Origin of the sequence: Actinoplanes sp. NPDC049599 (assembly GCF_044465625.1) — a bacterium.
In the GTDB taxonomy this organism is placed as follows: domain Bacteria; phylum Actinomycetota; class Actinomycetes; order Mycobacteriales; family Micromonosporaceae; genus Actinoplanes.
This window is the reverse complement of record NZ_JBITLX010000005.1, coordinates 95,963-112,362: the sequence shown is the minus strand read 5'-3', so window position 1 is coordinate 112,362 and position 16,400 is coordinate 95,963. Positions and strand designations below refer to the sequence as shown.

General features: G+C 73.5%; 16 protein-coding genes. 6 read left to right on the top strand and 10 right to left on the bottom strand.

Features of this window, described 5'->3' with window-relative positions; all coding sequences use genetic code 11:
• Positions 1–231 precede the first annotated feature (231 nt).
• Positions 232–1,479 (top strand): formaldehyde dehydrogenase, glutathione-independent, encoded by a 1,248-nt coding sequence (fdhA, locus tag ACIBQZ_RS11540; RefSeq protein ID WP_396088494.1) that lies wholly within the window; start codon positions 232–234, stop codon positions 1,477–1,479.
• A 47-nt stretch (positions 1,480–1,526) separates the two neighbouring features.
• Here fdhA and ACIBQZ_RS11535 read toward each other — a convergent pair whose 3' ends face one another.
• Positions 1,527–3,206: a glycoside hydrolase domain-containing protein gene (locus ACIBQZ_RS11535; RefSeq protein WP_396088493.1), complete on the bottom strand. Its 1,680-nt coding sequence runs from the start codon at positions 3,204–3,206 to the stop codon at positions 1,527–1,529.
• A gap of 106 nt (positions 3,207–3,312) precedes the next feature.
• Positions 3,313–3,858, bottom strand: a complete 546-nt coding sequence (locus ACIBQZ_RS11530; RefSeq protein WP_396088492.1) for an RICIN domain-containing protein — start codon at positions 3,856–3,858, stop codon at positions 3,313–3,315.
• 308 nt (positions 3,859–4,166) lie between these two features.
• On the opposite strand from ACIBQZ_RS11530, the gene ACIBQZ_RS11525 reads away from it, so the two are divergent.
• Positions 4,167–5,615: a cellulase family glycosylhydrolase gene (locus ACIBQZ_RS11525; RefSeq protein WP_396088491.1), complete on the top strand. Its 1,449-nt coding sequence runs from the start codon at positions 4,167–4,169 to the stop codon at positions 5,613–5,615.
• On the opposite strand, the gene ACIBQZ_RS11520 is transcribed toward ACIBQZ_RS11525, so the two are convergent.
• The 3 genes from ACIBQZ_RS11520 to ACIBQZ_RS11510 are packed head-to-tail and all read right to left on the bottom strand — an operon-like array spanning position 5,503 to position 7,745.
• A complete protein-coding gene (locus ACIBQZ_RS11520; protein ID WP_396088490.1) occupies positions 5,503–6,675 on the bottom strand; it encodes an NAD(P)/FAD-dependent oxidoreductase in 1,173 nt (390 codons plus the stop codon). The two genes, ACIBQZ_RS11525 and ACIBQZ_RS11520, sit on opposite strands and share 113 nt — an antisense overlap.
• A 52-nt stretch (positions 6,676–6,727) precedes the next feature.
• A complete protein-coding gene (locus ACIBQZ_RS11515) occupies positions 6,728–7,276 on the bottom strand; it encodes an RBBP9/YdeN family alpha/beta hydrolase (protein WP_396088489.1) in 549 nt (182 codons plus the stop codon).
• 19 nt (positions 7,277–7,295) lie between these two features.
• Complete coding sequence (locus ACIBQZ_RS11510) at positions 7,296–7,745, bottom strand: hypothetical protein (protein ID WP_396088488.1); 450 nt, start codon at positions 7,743–7,745, stop codon at positions 7,296–7,298.
• 100 nt (positions 7,746–7,845) lie between these two features.
• On the opposite strand from ACIBQZ_RS11510, the gene ACIBQZ_RS11505 reads away from it, so the two are divergent.
• On the top strand, positions 7,846–9,465 hold the full coding sequence (locus ACIBQZ_RS11505) for an alpha-amylase family glycosyl hydrolase (RefSeq protein WP_396088487.1): 1,620 nt from the start codon (positions 7,846–7,848) through the stop codon (positions 9,463–9,465).
• On the opposite strand, the gene ACIBQZ_RS11500 is transcribed toward ACIBQZ_RS11505, so the two are convergent.
• From ACIBQZ_RS11500 to ACIBQZ_RS11490, 3 genes are read right to left on the bottom strand one after another with little or no spacing between them, the layout of a single operon-like run.
• Positions 9,460–10,260: a DinB family protein gene (locus ACIBQZ_RS11500; RefSeq protein WP_396088486.1), complete on the bottom strand. Its 801-nt coding sequence runs from the start codon at positions 10,258–10,260 to the stop codon at positions 9,460–9,462. The genes ACIBQZ_RS11505 and ACIBQZ_RS11500 overlap by 6 nt on opposite strands.
• Before the next feature lie 30 nt (positions 10,261–10,290).
• On the bottom strand, positions 10,291–10,956 hold the full coding sequence (locus tag ACIBQZ_RS11495) for a response regulator (protein ID WP_396088485.1): 666 nt from the start codon (positions 10,954–10,956) through the stop codon (positions 10,291–10,293).
• Entirely contained in the window at positions 10,953–12,179 is a 1,227-nt protein-coding gene (locus ACIBQZ_RS11490; RefSeq protein ID WP_396088484.1) for a sensor histidine kinase, read from the bottom strand. The genes ACIBQZ_RS11495 and ACIBQZ_RS11490 overlap by 4 nt, the downstream gene beginning before the upstream one ends.
• A gap of 67 nt (positions 12,180–12,246) precedes the next feature.
• Between ACIBQZ_RS11490 and ACIBQZ_RS11485 the strand changes: the two genes are divergently transcribed.
• The gene (locus ACIBQZ_RS11485; RefSeq protein WP_396088483.1) at positions 12,247–12,384 is read left to right on the top strand and encodes a hypothetical protein; all 138 of its coding nucleotides are present in this window, start codon (positions 12,247–12,249) and stop codon (positions 12,382–12,384) included.
• 186 nt (positions 12,385–12,570) lie between these two features.
• Here ACIBQZ_RS11485 and ACIBQZ_RS11480 read toward each other — a convergent pair whose 3' ends face one another.
• A complete protein-coding gene (locus ACIBQZ_RS11480) occupies positions 12,571–13,581 on the bottom strand; it encodes a GNAT family N-acetyltransferase (protein WP_396088482.1) in 1,011 nt (336 codons plus the stop codon).
• A gap of 504 nt (positions 13,582–14,085) precedes the next feature.
• Here ACIBQZ_RS11480 and ACIBQZ_RS11475 point away from each other — a divergent pair.
• Entirely contained in the window at positions 14,086–14,871 is a 786-nt protein-coding gene (locus ACIBQZ_RS11475) for a hypothetical protein (RefSeq protein ID WP_396088481.1), read from the top strand.
• 127 nt (positions 14,872–14,998) lie between these two features.
• Positions 14,999–15,451, top strand: coding sequence for a DoxX family protein (locus tag ACIBQZ_RS11470; RefSeq protein ID WP_396088480.1), 453 nt, complete (start codon positions 14,999–15,001; stop codon positions 15,449–15,451).
• A gap of 63 nt (positions 15,452–15,514) precedes the next feature.
• On the opposite strand, the gene ACIBQZ_RS11465 is transcribed toward ACIBQZ_RS11470, so the two are convergent.
• A complete protein-coding gene (locus tag ACIBQZ_RS11465; RefSeq protein WP_396088479.1) occupies positions 15,515–16,162 on the bottom strand; it encodes a DUF4360 domain-containing protein in 648 nt (215 codons plus the stop codon).
• Positions 16,163–16,400: the final 238 nt, after the last annotated feature.

Sequence of the window (16,400 nt, the reverse complement as noted above, 5' to 3'; positions counted from 1 at the left end):
CCGATGCGGGCACCCCGGAGAGCAGGAAGGCGCGGCGGTGGCGAGCCGGCCCTGCGCACCGCGTCGGGCACCCGCCGCCTCCACTGGGTCGACGTGCACCTAATCAGACTATTGGCACGTCTCGTAACTATCGACGGTTTTCTTTGCCCGGCGACCCGAGAAACATGGCCGTCATGGCGGCGCCATCGTCCAGTTGGTTACCCGAGCGTGATCAGGATTGGAGCACACAAGATGGCAGGCAACAGAGCGGTTGTCTATCAGGGCCCCGGTCAGGTCGAGGTCCGCGACAGCGACTATCCGACGTACGAGATGAAGGACGGGCCCGGCGTCAACAAGGCCAACGTCGGACGGCGCACGCCGCACGGCGCGATCCTCAAGACCGTGGCCACCAACATCTGCGGCAGCGACCAGCACATGGTCCGCGGGCGCACCACCGCCCCGCAAGGCCTGGTGCTCGGGCACGAGATCACCGGTGAGGTCGTGGACGTCGGCCCGGGTGTGGAGTTCATCAAGGTGGGCGACGTGTGCTCGGTGCCGTTCAACATCTCCTGCGGCCGGTGCCGCAACTGCAAGGAACGCAAGACCGGCGTCTGCCTCAACGTCAACCCGGACCGGCCCGGCTCGGCCTACGGCTACGTCGACATGGGCGGCTGGGTCGGCGGCCAGGCCGAGTACGTGATGGTGCCGTACGCCGACTGGAACCTGCTCCGGTTCCCCGACCGGGACCAGGCGATGGAGAAGATCCTCGACCTGGCCATGCTGACGGACATCTTCCCCACCGGCTACCACGGCTGCGTGAGCGCCGGCGTGACGACCGGCTCCACGGTGTACATCGCCGGCGCGGGCCCGGTCGGGCTGGCCGCCGCCACCTCCGCGTTCCTGCTCGGCGCCGCGGTGGTCATCGTCGGCGACCTGAACGAGGAGCGGCTGCAGCAGGCCCGCAGCTTCGGCTGTGAGACCGTCAACGTCGCCGAGGGTGACCCGGCGGAGCAGGTCCAGCAGATCCTCGGCCACGACGCGCCGGCGACCGGCCAGCCGCTGGTCGACGCGGCCGTCGACGCGGTCGGCTTCGAGGCCCGCGGGCACGGCGCGAACGCGCAGACCGAGATGCCGGCGACCGTGCTGAACTCGCTGATGGACCTCACCCGCGCGGGCGGCGCGATCGGCGTGCCCGGCCTGTACGTCACCGGCGACCCCGGCGGCGTCGACGAGGCCGCGAAGGTGGGCTCGCTGTCGATCCGGCTCGGCCTGGGCTGGGCCAAGTCGCACTCGTTCGTCACCGGCCAGTGCCCGGTGATGAAGTACAACCGGGAGCTGATGATGGCGATCCTGCACGACCGGGTGCAGATCGCCCGGAACGTCAACGCCACGCCGATCCCGCTGGACCAGGCCCCGCAGGGCTACCAGGAGTTCGACCAGGGCGCGGCGAAGAAGTACGTCCTCGATCCGCACGGCATGATCCGGGGACGGTCCAACTGAACGAGCCGAGGGCCGGCGGACCTCCGCGGGGGTGAGGCCGCCGGCGCTCAGAGCACCGTGGCGGCGCCCAGGTCCGGCGCCACCGGCACCGGCGTGCCCAGCCCGGCGGCCTGGATCGGGTAGCGCACCAGCGTCCCGGTGGCCGTGTCGACGGCCAGCAGGTCCGGGGTGCCGTCGCGGTCGAAGTCGCCGGCGCCGGTCAGGTGGGCGAGCCCGGCCGCGTCCGCGTGGATCTCCCGGTACGTCGCCAGCTGCCGGCCCCAGCCGGAGTAGAGCCGCAGCACCCCGGTCTGTTCCACCCGCGCCACCAGGTCGCCGATGCCGTCGCCGTCCACGTCGCCGACGCCGGTGAGCTCGTCCAGCCCGCGCCAGTCGCCGGTGCCCAGCGTGAGCGCCGGGCTGAAGCCGGTGCCGCGACCGGGGTAGAGCATCAGCCGGCCGGTGGCGGGCTGGACCGCGACCACGTCCGCGCGGCCGTCCCCGGTCAGGTCCCCGGCCATCGTGATGTCCTGCAACGCGCCCCACCCGGAGCCGATCCGCACCCGGGGACCGAACCCGGAACCGGTGCTCGGGTAGAGCCACAGCGCCGCGCCGGCCCGGTCGCGGGCGATCACGTCCTCGCGGCCGTCGCCGGTGAAGTCGCCGCCGCGGGTGACCACGTCCAGGTCCTGCCAGCCCCCGGCGAGCGGCACGCGGCCCACGGACGTGCCGTTGCCCCGCCACAGCGTCATCGCGCCGGCCGGGTCCACCGCCAGCACGTCGGACCAGCCGTTGCCGGAGATGTCGCCGGACAGCGTCTCGGGCAGCGGCGCGACGTCGAGGTAGTCGTTGTCGACGGTGATGGTGACGCCGCCGTACGTCTCCTTGTGCGGGCCCTTGTACTGCTTCATCCGGCGCTTGCCCGGCCAGTGGCCGGCCGGCACGGCGGCATCGGTCAGCGCCGCGACGCCGTCCCAGCGGGCGAAGTCGATGTGGTCCGGTGCCACGAAGCCGGCCGAGCCGCGCGCCTTGACCAGGGCGGCGACCGTCGTGGCCGCGTCGCCGTAGACGCCGGACAGGTAGGCCAGGTCGTGCAGGCGTACCGTCCAGGCGCTGAGGAAGGTCAGCACGGCCTGTTTGCAGGCCGCGTCGCCGGCGTACTTCTCCATGTCGTAGATCAGCACGCTGTCGCGGGCCATGCCCAGCGCCTTGGCCTTCGCCACCGCGTCGGAGGCGGCGGCGGTGCCCTCGGCGGCGGCCTTGGCGACGGTGATCCTGTGCTTGGCGCCGGTGGTCGTGCACGGCGCCTGCGGGCCGACGTAGATCGGGATGAGCTTCCAGCCCGCCGCCTTCTGGGTCCGGACCCAGGAGGCGGTGAGGTTCGGCTGCTTGCAGCCGCGGCCCACGCCACCGAAGTAGACCACCAGGGCCCGGTACGGCGACTTCGCCCACGCCGTCATCTGCGCGGCCGACGGTGCCGTGCAGGCATCAAAACCCTTGCCCCGGTACGTGCCCGGCGACAGTCCCGGCTCCTTGGCCTTGGCCCGCCCCGCCAGCTTCGCCCGTACCGCCGCCACCGCCGCGTCCCGGCCGCCGGACGGGTCGGTCTCCGCCGTGGCGATCCCGACGACCGCGCCGGCCAGCACGGTGGTCACCACGGCGGCGGCCGCGGTCAGCGCCCGGCGAGACCGGGCCCAGCGCGGCACCGCCGGTCGCCGGCGGGGCGGGTGCGGTGTCGGTGTCGGCATCGGGCCTCGCTCGTCCGGGTGGGCGGCGCCGCGGGCTCGCGGCCGGCGGAGCCTATCAAGGCCGGCGGCCGGGCCGGTCCCCCGTGGACCGGCCCGGCCGGCCCGGTCAGAGAGTGGTCCGCGACCAGACCTGGTTCGCCCCCAGGTGGCAGTCCCAGAGGATGACCGCGGCGTCCCGGCCCCAGTTCGAGACGTCCAGGCACTGCCCCGGGTAGCGCACGTTCTCCAGCACCATCTCCAGCTCGGTCGTCCCGCGCTTGCGGAACCGCTGGCCGAGGGTCCCGTCGCACGGCCACACGGTCGCCTGCTGCCCGCGGCCCGCCACGCCGTCGAGGCACTTCACCGTGCCCTGGTAGGCGTAGAAGAGGTCGTACGTGCCGTCGCCGTAGCGGAACAGAGTCCACTGCTGGTTGGCGCCGCCGTGGCAGGTGGACATCTGGGCCCACGGCCCGATGCCCCAGTTGTAGGCGTCGAGGCATTTGCCGGCGGCGTCCGGGTCCAGGCTGCGGATCACCGGCCCGCCGGCGAGCGCCGCGGCGCGCGCCCCGGCCTGCCGGTCCGGGTGCGGGTCCGGCGGTGCTGCCGCCGCGGGTGCGGCGGTCGCGAGAACCCCGGCGACAGCCAGCGCGGCGATGAGGCGAGCAACGATCATGAGATCCCCCGTATCGATGACGGAACATGCCGAGGCGATCCGGTCCGGCCGGGTGCCGGCCCTCCCCCGTCGCTGAACGCCGAGCCCGCGCCCGACCCGGGTCACCTCCCGGCGGGACTGGCGCCGCCGTGTCCGCCAGGGTGCGACGGGGTGTTCGGACGGTCAACGAACGGACCCGCCGCCGGCCGGATTTTGCAGGATCCTGCAGCGCCGGCGGGTTTGCGCCGCCCGGTTCGCGGGGCTACAGTCGCCCGACGTGGGAGCGCTCCCACGTCGCCGTCCTCCCCCGATCCGACGGAGTCCCCCTCATGCGCAGCCTCAAAGTCAAACTCCTCGCGGCCGCCGCGGTCGCCGCTGCGGCCTCGGCGGTGGCCCTGATCGCCCTGCCGGCGTCCGCGGAGACCGCCGCGTTCACCGTGACCAACTCGTGGAGCACCGGATACCAGGCCGCCGTGGTGGTCAAGAACGACACCTCGGCGCCGATCTCCACCTGGCGGGTGGAGCTCACCCTGCCCGCCGGAACGACGGTGGTCAACTCCTGGAACGCGACCCAGGCGGTCGCCGGCGGCACGTACACCTTCACCCCGGCCGGCTGGAACGCCGCGCTCGCCGCCGGCGCCTCCACCGAGTTCGGGATGGTCGTCAACGGCACCGGGCGGCCCACCACCTGCCTGGTCAACGGCCGGGCCTGCGGCGGGTCGGCCACCCCCACCACGCCGGCGCCGACGTCGTCCTCCCCGACGGCGAACCCGTCGCCGACGCGTACCACCGCACCCACGACCGCACCCACCACGGCACCCACGACCGCGCCGGCCGGCCGCACGCCGGTGGCGATCAACGGCCAGCTGCGGGTCTGCGGCGTCAACCTGTGCAACCAGTACAACCGGCCGATCCAGCTGCGCGGCATGAGCACCCACGGCCTGCAGTGGTTCGCCAACTGCTACAACAGCGCCTCGCTGGACGCGCTCGCCACCGACTGGCAGGCGGACCTGTTCCGGATCGCGATGTACGTGCAGGAGGGCGGCTACGAGACCAACCCGGCCAGCTTCACCAGCCAGGTCAACAACCTGGTCGACCAGGCCGAGGCCCGCGGCATGTACGCGCTGATCGACTTCCACACGCTCACCCCGGGCGACCCGAACTACAACCTGGAGCGGGCCCGGACCTTCTTCGGCGCGGTCTCCGCCCGCAACGCCGCCAAGAAGAACGTGATCTACGAGATCGCCAACGAGCCGAACGGCGTCAGCTGGACCGGCATCAAGAACTACGCCGAGCAGATCATCCCGGTGATCCGCGCCAACGACCCGGACGCCGTGGTCATCGTCGGCACCCGGGGCTGGTCCTCACTGGGCGTCTCGGACGGCGCCGGGTCCAGCGAGATCATCGCGAACCCGGTCCGGGCCACCAACATCATGTACGCGTTCCACTTCTACGCCGCGTCGCACAAGGACAACTACCGGGCCGAGGTGGAGCGCGCGGCCGGCTCGCTGCCGCTGTTCGTCACCGAGTTCGGCACGGTCAACGCCAACGGCGGCGGCGCGGTCGACACGGCGAGCAGCACGGCCTGGCTCGATCTGCTCGACCGGCTGAAGATCAGCTACGCGAACTGGACGTTCTCCGACGCCGGCGAGGGCAGCGCGGCCCTCAAGCCCGGTACGTGCGCGAGCGGCACGTACGCCGGCACCGGTGTGCTGACCGAGTCGGGGGCGTTGCTGCGCAGCCGGATCCGTACCGCGGACAACTTCCCGACCAGCTGACATCCGGGAACGAGCCGTCGCCGAACAACACCTTGGCGGCGGCGGCTCGCCCCGGCGGGGTGCGCAGCAGCGTGAAAGCGGCCTCGGTGGCGGCCGGTGACCGTACCCCGGAAAAGGCCCGGCGCAGCAGCAGCCGGGTCCGGAAGCGCGCCCGCAGGGCGGCGCCGTCGTAGTGCCGCAGCACCGACGCGTCCCCGGTCCGCAGATAGTCACCGGCCACCGCCGCGGCCAGCTCCGCCATCCGCAGGCACGGATCGAGGCCGCCGGCGGTCAGCGGCGACACCGCGCCGGCGGCGTCGCCGACCAGCAGCCCCGCGGGGCAGGCCAGCCGGCGCAGCACCCCGCCGACCGGGATCGGCCCGCCGCGGCGCCGCACCGGACCGGTCGCGGCCGGCAACTCACCGAAGCCCCCGCCGAACGTGCTCAGCAGCCGCGGCAGCGGGCCGGTGAGCCGGTCCGGCCGCCCGGCCAGCCCGACGTGCGCGTGCCGGCCGTCGTCGACCACCCAGCCGAGGTAGCCGGGGGCGAGCCGCGGGTCGACAACACAGTGGAACGTCGGCGGCCGGTCGCCGGCGGCCACCGGGTACACCTCCTCGACACCCACGATGAAGTGCCGGTTGACGCCGAGCCCGAGCCTGCGCGCGACCGTGGACCGGGCGCCGTCCGCGCCGACGGTGAAGCGCGCCGCGACACCGGCCACCGGATAGGAGACGCCGAGCCGGACCCGCGCACCGGCGAGCCGGGCCCGGTCCAGCGCCCGGGCGTAGACCCCGGCCATGTCGGCGACCCGGAACTCGTCGCGCGGGCTGACCAGCTCGACCGGCCGGCGCCGCGACGGCGGGTAGAGCAGCACCCGGCGGATCGCCGGGCCGAGGTGCTCGGCCGGCACCGCGAAGTCCTCCAGCGTGCGGCGGACGAAGATGCCGGTGGTACGGATGCCCGCGGCCAGCGTGCTCCGGCGGTCGACGACGAGCACGTCGAGGCCCTGCCGGGCGAGCAGCCGCGCGGTGTGCAGACCGGCGAGGCCGGCCCCGACGACAAGAACGTCCACCTTCTCCATGCGCCGAAGCTAACGGCGTACGGACCGCCGGGCGGCCGCCGTCACCACACCTTCACGGACTCTCCCCGGGCCCTCCCCGGCCGAGCTCGTCGACCAGCCGCTCACCGGCGGGCCAGGGACCGAAGCCGCTCGCCGTGTCGAGATGACCGACGGCGCCCGCGTCGACCAGCCGGGCGCCCCAGTCCGCGGCGTACCGTTCGAACTGCGCGAAGGTCGTGTACGGGTCGGTGCGGCTGGCGACCACGACGGACCGGAACGGCAGCCTCTCCCGGGGCACGACCCACGGCAGGTCCGCGGGATCGTCGGGCTCGAACCCGTCGACGTACGGCGGCGTGACGAGCAGGGCGCCGCGGATCGGGCCGCTGTGGCGCAGCGCCCACACGACCGTGGTGACGCAGCCGGCGCTGTGTGCAATGAGGACGGCCGGCTCGTCCGACTCGCCGACCACCGCCTGCAGCGCCGCCACCCGGTCCCGCAGGATCAGCGGCGGGCCCGGCGGCTCGGGCGCCCAGCGGTATTCCGGATGGGCGCGGGCCCAGCGTCGCAGCCAGTGTTCCGGGCGGGGAATCCCCCGCCCGGGCACGAGCAGATGTCGCGTCACCGCACGCCCCCGGCGGGTGTCAGGCCGGGACGGCGGCCGGGTCGCGGCGGCGGCGGAACGCGTTGCGCAGCACGAAGACCCAGCCGACCAGCGCCGCCACGCCGGCCAGCACGAAGCCGGTCACCAGCAGGTACGTCGAGCCGCCCGCGGTGGCGAACACACCCTTGCGCGCGCCCGAGTCCAGCGCCTCGACGGTCGCGCCGGTGCGCAGCGAGTCGGGCTCGTCGTACAGGATCACGTCGTCGCGCTTCGCGCTGCCGTCGGCGGCCGTCCACGAACCGTGGAAGCTGCACGACCGCCGGCCGCACTCCTCGCGTTCCGCGGTGAACGTGCCGGCCGTGCCGCTGCCGCCGTGCGCCTGCCAGGCGGGCACCAGGTCGAACGCGCCGAACAGCAGGCCCAGGCCCGCGATGACCGGCAAACCGATCCAGAGGAAGAACTTCATCCGCCAGTCACTGATCTTGCTCAAGATTCCCACGGCGGGGAACGTTAGGGCACCGGCCGGATTTTCGCTGCCCCGTCCGCCGGGACCCGGCCGGTGATGACACTCCGTAGCTACGATGACGGACATGGGTGGTGACTGGCTCGCCGACGCGGTGCTCTACGAGATCTATCCGCAGTCCTTCGCCGACGCCGATGGCGACGGCATCGGCGACCTCCGGGGCGTGATCGACCACCTCGACCACATCGCGTCGCTCGGCGTCGACACGCTGTGGTTCAACCCCTGCTTCGCCTCGCCCTTCGTCGACGCCGGCTACGACGTCGCGGACTACCTCACGATCGCGCCCCGGTACGGCACCAACGACGACATGGTCGAGCTGGTGGCCCGCGCCCGGGAGCGCGGCATCCGGGTGCTGCTCGACCTCGTCGCCGGGCACACCTCCGACGAGCACCCCTGGTTCCGGCGCGAGCTGGCCGCCGACGGTCCCGACCCGGCCGGCGACCGGTACGTGTGGTGCGAGGAGCTGCCGGCCCGGGCGTGGGCGCTCGACACCCCCGGCACACCCGCCTGGGTCCGCTCCCCCGGCCCCCGCAAGGGCTGGTACCTGAAGAACTTCTACGACGAGCAGCCCGCCCTGAACTTCGGCTGGATCGACCACCCGGGCAACGAGCCGTGGCGCGACGCCGTCACCGCGCCGGGCCCGCTCCGCAACCGGCAGGCGCTGCGCGACGTGATCGCGTACTGGCTGGACCGGGGCGTGTCCGGTTTCCGGGTGGACATGGCGTTCTCGCTGGTCAAGGACGAGGAACTGACCGGGGGCCGGGCCGCGTCGGCGGCGCTCTGGCGGGAGATCCGCGAGTGGCTCGACACGGCGTACCCGGACGCGGTGCTGCTGCCCGAGGGCGCCGAGCCGCGCACCGGCGGGCCGCTCGCCTTCCACGCGGACTTCTTCCTGGTCATCCACGGCGCGCACGCCTCGCTGTTCGACAACCACGCCGCGGGGCTGCTGCCGTTCCAGGAGCCCCGGGAGCCGTTCTTCGACGCGGCCGGGCGGGGCAGCACCGGGCCGTTCCTGGCCGCCTGGGCGGACGCCCGCGCGGCGGACCCGGACCGGCCGGTGGTGCTGGCCACCGCCGACCACGACTTCAACCGGCTGCGCTGCGGCCCGCGCACGCCGGAGCAGCTCGGCGCGGCGCTGACGTTCCTGTTCACCTGGGGCAGCGTGCCCTGCCTGTACTACGGCGACGAGATCGGCATGCGGTACCTGCCGGGAATGCCGGACGTGGAGGGCGCGATCTGCAACCCGGCCTACAACCGGGCCGGCTGCCGTACCCCCATGCAGTGGGCGGCCGGGCCCACCGCCGGCTTCTCGGCGGCCGACCCGGAGCGGCTGTACCTGCCCGTCGACCCGGCTCCGGACCGCCCCACGGTCGCCGCGCAGGAGGGTGACCCCGGCTCGACCCTCACGCTCGTCCGCGAGCTGGTGGCGCTGCGCCGGGCCACCCCGGCGCTGGGCGGCCGGGCACCGACCCGGGTGGTGCACGAGGGCTACCCGTTCGCGTACGTGCGCGGCGAGTCGCACCTGGTCGTGGTGAATCCCCGGCGCGAGCCGGCGATGCTGACGGCGCCCGAGGCGACCGGCGCCACCCCGCTCTGGGGCTCCGGGGTGACCGCGACACCCGGCGGACTCACCGTGTCCGGTTTCGGGTACGGCGTCCTGGCTCTCCCACCTGTGCGGGGGCTATGACCTGGGCGCGGGCCGGGCCTCGAGCACGGCCAGGTCGCGCTCGGCGTACAGGCGGTGCTGCCATTCCTCGTTCAGGATGCACTCCAGGCACTCGCGGACCGGGTAGCTGCGCGGCGCGGGCCAGCCGGGGGCGGTGACGGGCGTGGTGTGCGCAGCCAGCGTCTCGTCGGTGAGACCGTCCAGCACCTGGCGCATCGAGGCCATCCGGTCGCGGCGCAGGGCCAGCACCTCGTCCAGCGACGGGCGGATCTCGCGGTCCCACGGCACGCCCGGCGTCTGGCGCATCTGGTCGAAGGGCAGGTCCAGCGGGTGCCAGGGGTGCGGGTCGCCCAGCAGCACCCGGCGGATCCAGGCGTCGGTGGCGAAGACCAGGTGGCGCAGCGTCTGGATGAACGACCACTCGCCCTGCACCGACTCGTGCAGCAGCGCCGGGTCCAGCCGCCGGGCCCGCGCCACGGTCTGCTCCCACCGCCGCTCGACGATGTCCCAGGCCTCCCGGAAGCCCGCCGGATCGGCCGGCCGCATCTTGGCCCGGTCCGGGTCGCGCCGGTTCAGCTCGGCCTCGATCAGCGGGCCCACGTCCACACCGTTGATGGTGAGGTGCCAGACCTCGCCGCTGATGTCCACGTCGAACAGCTCGACGCCGCGCATCACCACGCGGCTCAGGTCGACGTTCTCGAAGCGGGCGCCGGTCAGGTCGGCGACCCGGAACCGGGCGCCGGTCAGATCCACGTGCTCGAACGTCGTCCCTGGCCGCCGCTCGCCGGTGTCGCCCATGCCCGTCCTCCCGTCCACGTCCCCCGAACCGTACCGGTCGTGGCCGGGTCACGCGTCGCGGCGGCCGGGCACGATCAGGCCCGTCTCGTACGCGGTGACCACCGCCTGCGCCCGGCTGGACAGCTCGAGTTTGGACATCAGCCGGGTCAGGTGGGTCTTCACGGTCGCCTCGCTCACGTACAGGCTCCGGGCGATGGCGGCGTTGGACCGGCCGGTGCCGACCAGCCGCAGGACCTCGGTCTCCCGGGCGGTCAGCGGCGCCAGCTCCGGGGCCGGCTGCTCGGGGCGGGGCGGGGGCGCGTACGCCTCGACCAGCCGGCGGGTGACGCTCGGGGTGAGCAGCGTGTCGCCCTCGGCGACCGTGCGGATCGCGGCCAGCAGCCGCTCCGGCGGGGTCTCCTTGAGCAGGAAGCCGCTGGCCCCGGCGCGCAGCGCGGCGTAGATGTACTCGTCCAGGTCGAACGTGGTCAGCACGAGCACCCGCGGCGGCGGCCGGGTCTCGTCGAGGATGCGCGCGGTGGCGGCGGCGCCGTCCAGGCCGGGCATCCGGATGTCCATGAGCACGACCCGGGGCCGCAGCCGGGCGGCGAGGGTGATCGCCTCCTCGCCGTCGGCGGCCTCCCCCACGACGTCCAGCCCGGGCGCCGCCCGGATCAGCGCGGCCAGCCCGGCCCGGATGAGGATCTGGTCGTCGACGACGAGCACGCTGATCATCGGGCCCGGTCGTCTCCCTCCTCGCGCGGCTGCGGCGCCGGCAACGGCAGCACCAGCCGGACCTCAAAACCGCCGCCGGGCAGTGGCGCCGCGTCGAGTGTCCCGCCGTAGAGCATCGCGCGTTCACGCATGCCTATCAATCCCTGCCGGGCCGGCCCGGCGCCCTCCGGCGGTCCCGCCACAGCGGTACGGGCGGGGCCGTCGTCGCGGACGGTCGCGGTCAGCCGCCCGTCCCGGTAGCTCAGGGTGACCGTGGCGGTGGCCGGCGCGGCGTGTTTGAGCACGTTGGTGAGGCTCTCCTGGACCACCCGGTGGACGCACAGCTCCAGGCCGGACGGCAGCGGCTGCGGCACGCCGGCGACCTCCACCCGCACCGGCACCCCGGCGGCGCGGACCCGCTCGAACAGCTCGGGCAGGCCGGGCAGCCCCGGCGCCGGGTCGTAGCAGACCGCACCGGCGTCCGGCGACTCCGGGCCGACCCGCAGCAGCGCCAGCATCCGCCGCATCTCGTCCAGGGCCTCCGTACCGGTGGCGAGCACGGTGTCGATCGCGGCCCCGGCCGTGTCCGGATCGGTGCGCAGCACGTAGCGGGCCAGGCCCGCCTGGACGGCGATCACCGACATGTGGTGGGCCACCACGTCGTGCAGTTCCCGCGCGATCCGCAGGCGCTCGTCGGTGACCGCCCGCCGGGCCCGTTCCTCGCGGTCGCGGCGCAGCTGCGCGTTGGCCTCGCCCAGCAGGTGGTTGGCCCGGTCCAGCCGCTTGGCACTGTCGGCGACCTTCCAGATGGCGGCCGGGACGGCCACGCCCTGCAGCACCACGGCGGCGGGCGAGGACTCGTGCCCGGCGAGGCCGGCGGAGATCCAGATGACGCTGCCCACCGCCACGCAGGCCGCGGTGCGCCGCCACGGCTGGGTGGCCGCGACCGTGTAGCTGGCCAGCAGTATCCCGTAGGTGGTGACGACCGGGTTGTAGCCCAGCAGGATCTGCCAGGTCCAGAAGCCGTAGCCGGCCAGCAGCACCAGCACCGGCGCCCGCCGCCGGGCCACGATCGGCAGCGTGGCCAGCGCCGACAGCACGCCCGCCCGGAGGTCGTACGGCCGCCAGTGGCCGGAGTGGTCGTCGAGGCCCTGCAGGACGGTGACGGCGGTCAGCGCGACCGCCAGCCCGAGGTCCATTGCCAGTGGCGACCGGGCCGCCCGCCACCAGAAAGCGGTGCGCATCGGCGCACCATAGCCACGCCCTCCGGCGGTGTCGTCAACCGGCCGCGGTAGCCGCGTACCGCAGTGGGTGGACGCCCGGTCGCGCCCGTCGGCGGCAGATCCCGCCAGCCCGGAGGGCACCATGCGGGTGATCGCCGGGGTGCCCGGCCTGACCGCGTTGATCATCTTCTCGGCGTTCAACAACTTCCTCGGCGGCGTCTTATGACCGACGGGGCGGGCGCCCGGGCGATCGGCGGCTGGTTCGGCACCGGCGCCACCCACGGGCTCGCCCTGGTGTTCCTGCTGACCGGCGTCATCGGCCTGATCGCCACCGCCGTGGCGCTGGGCAGCGGCCCCTACCGGCGGCTGAGCCGGCGCTACCTCGCCGGTGCGACCGGACCGCACGCCGGCGTCATCGGTACGGCGGGAACCGGCCGGCGAGTGATTCCGGGGTCGGCGTCCCGGCCAGCTTCTCGAAGGCGCCCGGATCCGTCACCACCCGCCAGGTGTGGAACGCGTGCCGCCCCGAGGCGAACGCCGCCTTGTAGCGGAACAGGGAGTCGGCCTGCCCGCCCAGACCGCCGCCGAGGTGGTACACGGTGTGGCCCCGGTCCCGCCCCCACCGGCGTACCTCGTCGTAGAGCAGCTTGTCCGCGTACTGGGTGTCGCCGTCGCGGGTCGCCTGGAGGTGGGTGTGCATGATGCCGGCGTACGAGAAGAACAGGTTGCCGCCGAGCAGCTCCCCGCCGGCGGACACGGCGGCCGCGAGGTGGATCCGGTCGCCCAGCGCGGCGCGCAGCCGGTGGAAGTGGCCGGCGCCGAAGAAGTAGAACTCCGCCGCACCGACCCGGCGCATGGTCGCGTGGTAGGCGCCGATCCACTCGTCGAACCAGCCCCAGTCGTCGAAGACGACCGAGACGCCGGCCCGGCGGGCCTTGTTGATCTGGTTACGGTGGGTGCGGTGGGTCTGCTGCCACATCTGCTCGGCGGTGAGCGAGAGGTCCACCGACACGGTCTCGCCGTGCTGCACGACCGTGCCGGCCCGGGAAAGCGCCGCGGTCGGCGCCGGCAGCAGCGGGTGCAGGCGGACGAAGGCGGTGATGATGCCGCGCGTGCCGAGCAGCTCGGTCAGCGCGTGACCGGCGCGGGCCCAGAACTCGGGCCCGCCGTCGCTCACCGGCCCGGGATACCCGTACGGGGAGATCGCGTCGCGCAGGTCGGTGTCCGGCACCGGGCGCAGCACCAGCGGCAGCAGCAGGACGTGCCCCGCATGCTCGTACCGGAACGCGGCCGGGGTGCCCCCGGAGAGACCGGCGTCGATCCGTACGTACCCGGGCAGGTGGTAGACGTCGTGCCGGACGCGGCCCAGCGTGGCGGTCCACGCCGGGTCGCCGGGCTCGATCAGGGCGGCTCCGGCCATCATTCCCCCGTCCTGTCGGAGCGGTGACCCGGTCGCCGGCGGCGGTCCGCGGCTGATATCTCCACAACGGATACTCACCGGTCGGAAGCCTTCACATTGTGGCATCCGCGCGCCGGGCCGTCCCTCCTATGGTCGGCCGATGCCGGGCGGTTCCCCACGGCGCGGGTGCGCCACGAGAAGCTGCGGCACTTCTCGGCGATCCGGTCGCGCAGCCCCGGCTCCAGCCGGTCGGCGAAGGGCCATCAGTTCGACGGAGACAAATGCGTCGATGGAGTCCGGCCGGGTCGCGCCGCGCGAGACCGGCCGGGCCGTGGTGAGGCCGGCGGGACGGCCCGACCGGTCCGGCTGCCGGCGCGGCGGGGCCTGTGAGATGCCGGCTGGGCCGGCACAAATGGACGGCTGAACCCGTACGCTCCGGTGACCGCCGGACGAATCGGGCCGGATCGGGAGTAACACCCGGCCGACCGGATGATCCGGACGCCGGGCGCCGGGCCGCACCATGGCGGCGTGACCCGGAGACTGTGCGCGCTCGTGCTGGTCGCCGCCGTGGCGGTGGCCGGCCTGGTGGCGAGCAGCCCGCACCGGGGAGCGGCCGCCGACACCGTGGCCCGGCCGGTCCCGCTCGACGTGCTGTTCGTCGGCAACAGCCTGATCGGCACGCCGGGGGTCACCGGGGCGGACACCCCCGACCTGGTCCGGCGGCTGGCCGCCGCGGGCGGGCGGGACGTGCGGGTCACCAAGGTGATCCGGTTCGGCCACACCCTCCAGCGGACCTGGGACTCCGGTGCGGCCCGGCGGGCCCTGGCCGGCGCCGCCCGCTACGACTTCATCCTGCTTCAGGAGTACAGCACCCTGGTGCTCACCGATCCGGCGCGGGCCTCGGCGACGCTGCTGCGGACGTACGGTCCGGCCCTGGCCCGGTCGCTCAGGCCCGGCGGCCGGGTGGTGCTCTTCCAGAACTGGGCGCTGGCCGACCCGGCGCCGTTCGGCTCGCGCGCCCGCTCCGTGGCCGCCCTCACCGCCGGTTACGCCCGGCTGGCCGCGGCGCTGCCGCTGCCCACGCTGATCGCCCCGGTCGGCGAGGCGTTCGAGGCGGCGGTGGCCCGCGACGGCCTCGGCACGCTGCTCGTGCCGGACGGCAAGCATCCGGCCGACCGGGCCGTCTACCTGGAGGCCGTCATCCTGTACGGCGTGTTCTGCGGCTGCTCGCCGCGCGCCCTGCCGGACCTGCACGTGGCCCCGGCGGTGGCGGCCCGCCTGCGCGGTGACGCGGCCGCGGCCCTGGGCTATTGATCCAGACTGTCCCGAAACGTGGGAGCGCTCCCATACCCCTACCAGGACATTGACGAACGTCATTGTCTTATCCCCGCCACGTTCCTAATCTCCAGGACACCACCGTCCCCGTCCGAAGGAGATCCCCATGTCCTCCCATCGCTTCGCCGCCCCGCTGTGGTCGATCTTCCGCATCGTGGTGGGCCTGCTGTTCCTCTGCCACGGCCTGGCGTCGGTCTTCGGCGTGCTCGGCGGCAGCCGCGGGTCCGGCCACGCCGTCGAGGTGGGCACCTGGCCGAACTGGTACGCCGGGGTCATCCAGCTGGTCTGCGGCGCGCTCGTGCTCGCCGGCCTCGCCACCCGGCCCGCCGCGGTCCTCGCCTCCGGCTCGATGGCCTACGCCTACTTCGTGGTGCACCAGCCGCAGGGCCTGCTGCCGATCCAGAACGGCGGCGTCACCCCGGCGCTCTACGCCTGGACCTTCCTGGTGATCGCGGTGCTCGGCGCCGGCCCGTGGTCGCTCGACGCGCTGATCGCCCGGCGCCGCGGCGCGGCACCGGCCACGACCCCCGGGCCCGCCCTCGCCACCAGCCGCCGATAACCCCCACAACGGGTGGCGAGGGCTGCCGGACCGTGCCGGCAACCCTCGCCACCGCCCTGTCGGTTACGGGCACTGCCGCCATGCGAAGTGGTACGTGGTGGAGATGCTGCCGTCGGTGGAGTCCATGGTCAGGAAGCTGGCCTCGGTCGAGGTCCCCTTGGCGACCCGCAACTCCGTGTTGATGTTGAGGTTCCGCAGCTCGCCGCACGGGTGCCAGACGACGGCGGCGACCGGCACCTCGTCGCTGGCGAACCAGTTGTCATCGAGCGGCGCCGCGAGCGGGTGGGTGGTGTAGGTGCTCTGGGTCATGCCCTGGAAGTAGTAGTTGGCCCGCTGCGAGGCGGTGGCACCCCGCTGGAGCAGCCCGTACCCGCGGTAGTCCACCTTGGTGATCGCGAAGGTGAAGCCCTGCGGCACGTGCACCAGCACGTTGAGCTGGCAGTTCTTCCGACCCTCGGTGGTCGCGATGCCCGGGCCGGCCTGCGCCAGGTACTCGCTGTAGATCGCGGTGAAGGCGGTGTTGTCCGGCGAGACCGCGACGTCGGCCGTGCCGGGCCGGCAGCCGGAGCCGGCCATGGCCACCAGGTCGATGACGATGTGATCGGCCGGCGGATCCTCCAGGATGTTTCCGGCCTCCGCGGGCGAGCCCACGATCAGTGATGAGGCGATCAACGCCAGCAGGACTCCGCCACGCACCAACAGTTTACGCATGGAACTCCCTTCGAAATGAACGACGATGCACACGCGGGCTCAATGTAATGACGCACATCGATGGACGTCAATAAGCATTTTCTTGATCTGATTTCCGTTCAGAAGATCGGCAGCGGATCGCCGGGTGACCGCGTACTCCAGAACGCCAAAAGCAGCACATCACCTTTTCACGGATATTCCGGGCGCACTGGAATAACAAGCCTGACGAAATATACCCCTAATAACCGCGAAACGATGG

What these genes read in the sequence shown, in the direction of transcription:
- fdhA (WP_396088494.1), top strand. Translation starts at nt 232, where the DNA reads ATGGCAGGCAACAGAGCGGTTGTCTATCAGGGCCCCGGTCAGGTCGAG.
- ACIBQZ_RS11535 (WP_396088493.1), bottom strand. Translation starts at nt 3,206, where the DNA reads ATGCCGACACCGACACCGCACCCGCCCCGCCGGCGACCGGCGGTGCCG.
- ACIBQZ_RS11530 (WP_396088492.1), bottom strand. Translation starts at nt 3,858, where the DNA reads ATGATCGTTGCTCGCCTCATCGCCGCGCTGGCTGTCGCCGGGGTTCTC.
- ACIBQZ_RS11525 (WP_396088491.1), top strand. Translation starts at nt 4,167, where the DNA reads ATGCGCAGCCTCAAAGTCAAACTCCTCGCGGCCGCCGCGGTCGCCGCT.
- ACIBQZ_RS11520 (WP_396088490.1), bottom strand. Translation starts at nt 6,675, where the DNA reads ATGGAGAAGGTGGACGTTCTTGTCGTCGGGGCCGGCCTCGCCGGTCTG.
- ACIBQZ_RS11505 (WP_396088487.1), top strand. Translation starts at nt 7,846, where the DNA reads ATGGGTGGTGACTGGCTCGCCGACGCGGTGCTCTACGAGATCTATCCG.
- ACIBQZ_RS11495 (WP_396088485.1), bottom strand. Translation starts at nt 10,956, where the DNA reads ATGATCAGCGTGCTCGTCGTCGACGACCAGATCCTCATCCGGGCCGGG.
- ACIBQZ_RS11490 (WP_396088484.1), bottom strand. Translation starts at nt 12,179, where the DNA reads ATGCGCACCGCTTTCTGGTGGCGGGCGGCCCGGTCGCCACTGGCAATG.
- ACIBQZ_RS11480 (WP_396088482.1), bottom strand. Translation starts at nt 13,581, where the DNA reads ATGATGGCCGGAGCCGCCCTGATCGAGCCCGGCGACCCGGCGTGGACC.
- ACIBQZ_RS11470 (WP_396088480.1), top strand. Translation starts at nt 14,999, where the DNA reads ATGTCCTCCCATCGCTTCGCCGCCCCGCTGTGGTCGATCTTCCGCATC.
- ACIBQZ_RS11465 (WP_396088479.1), bottom strand. Translation starts at nt 16,162, where the DNA reads ATGCGTAAACTGTTGGTGCGTGGCGGAGTCCTGCTGGCGTTGATCGCC.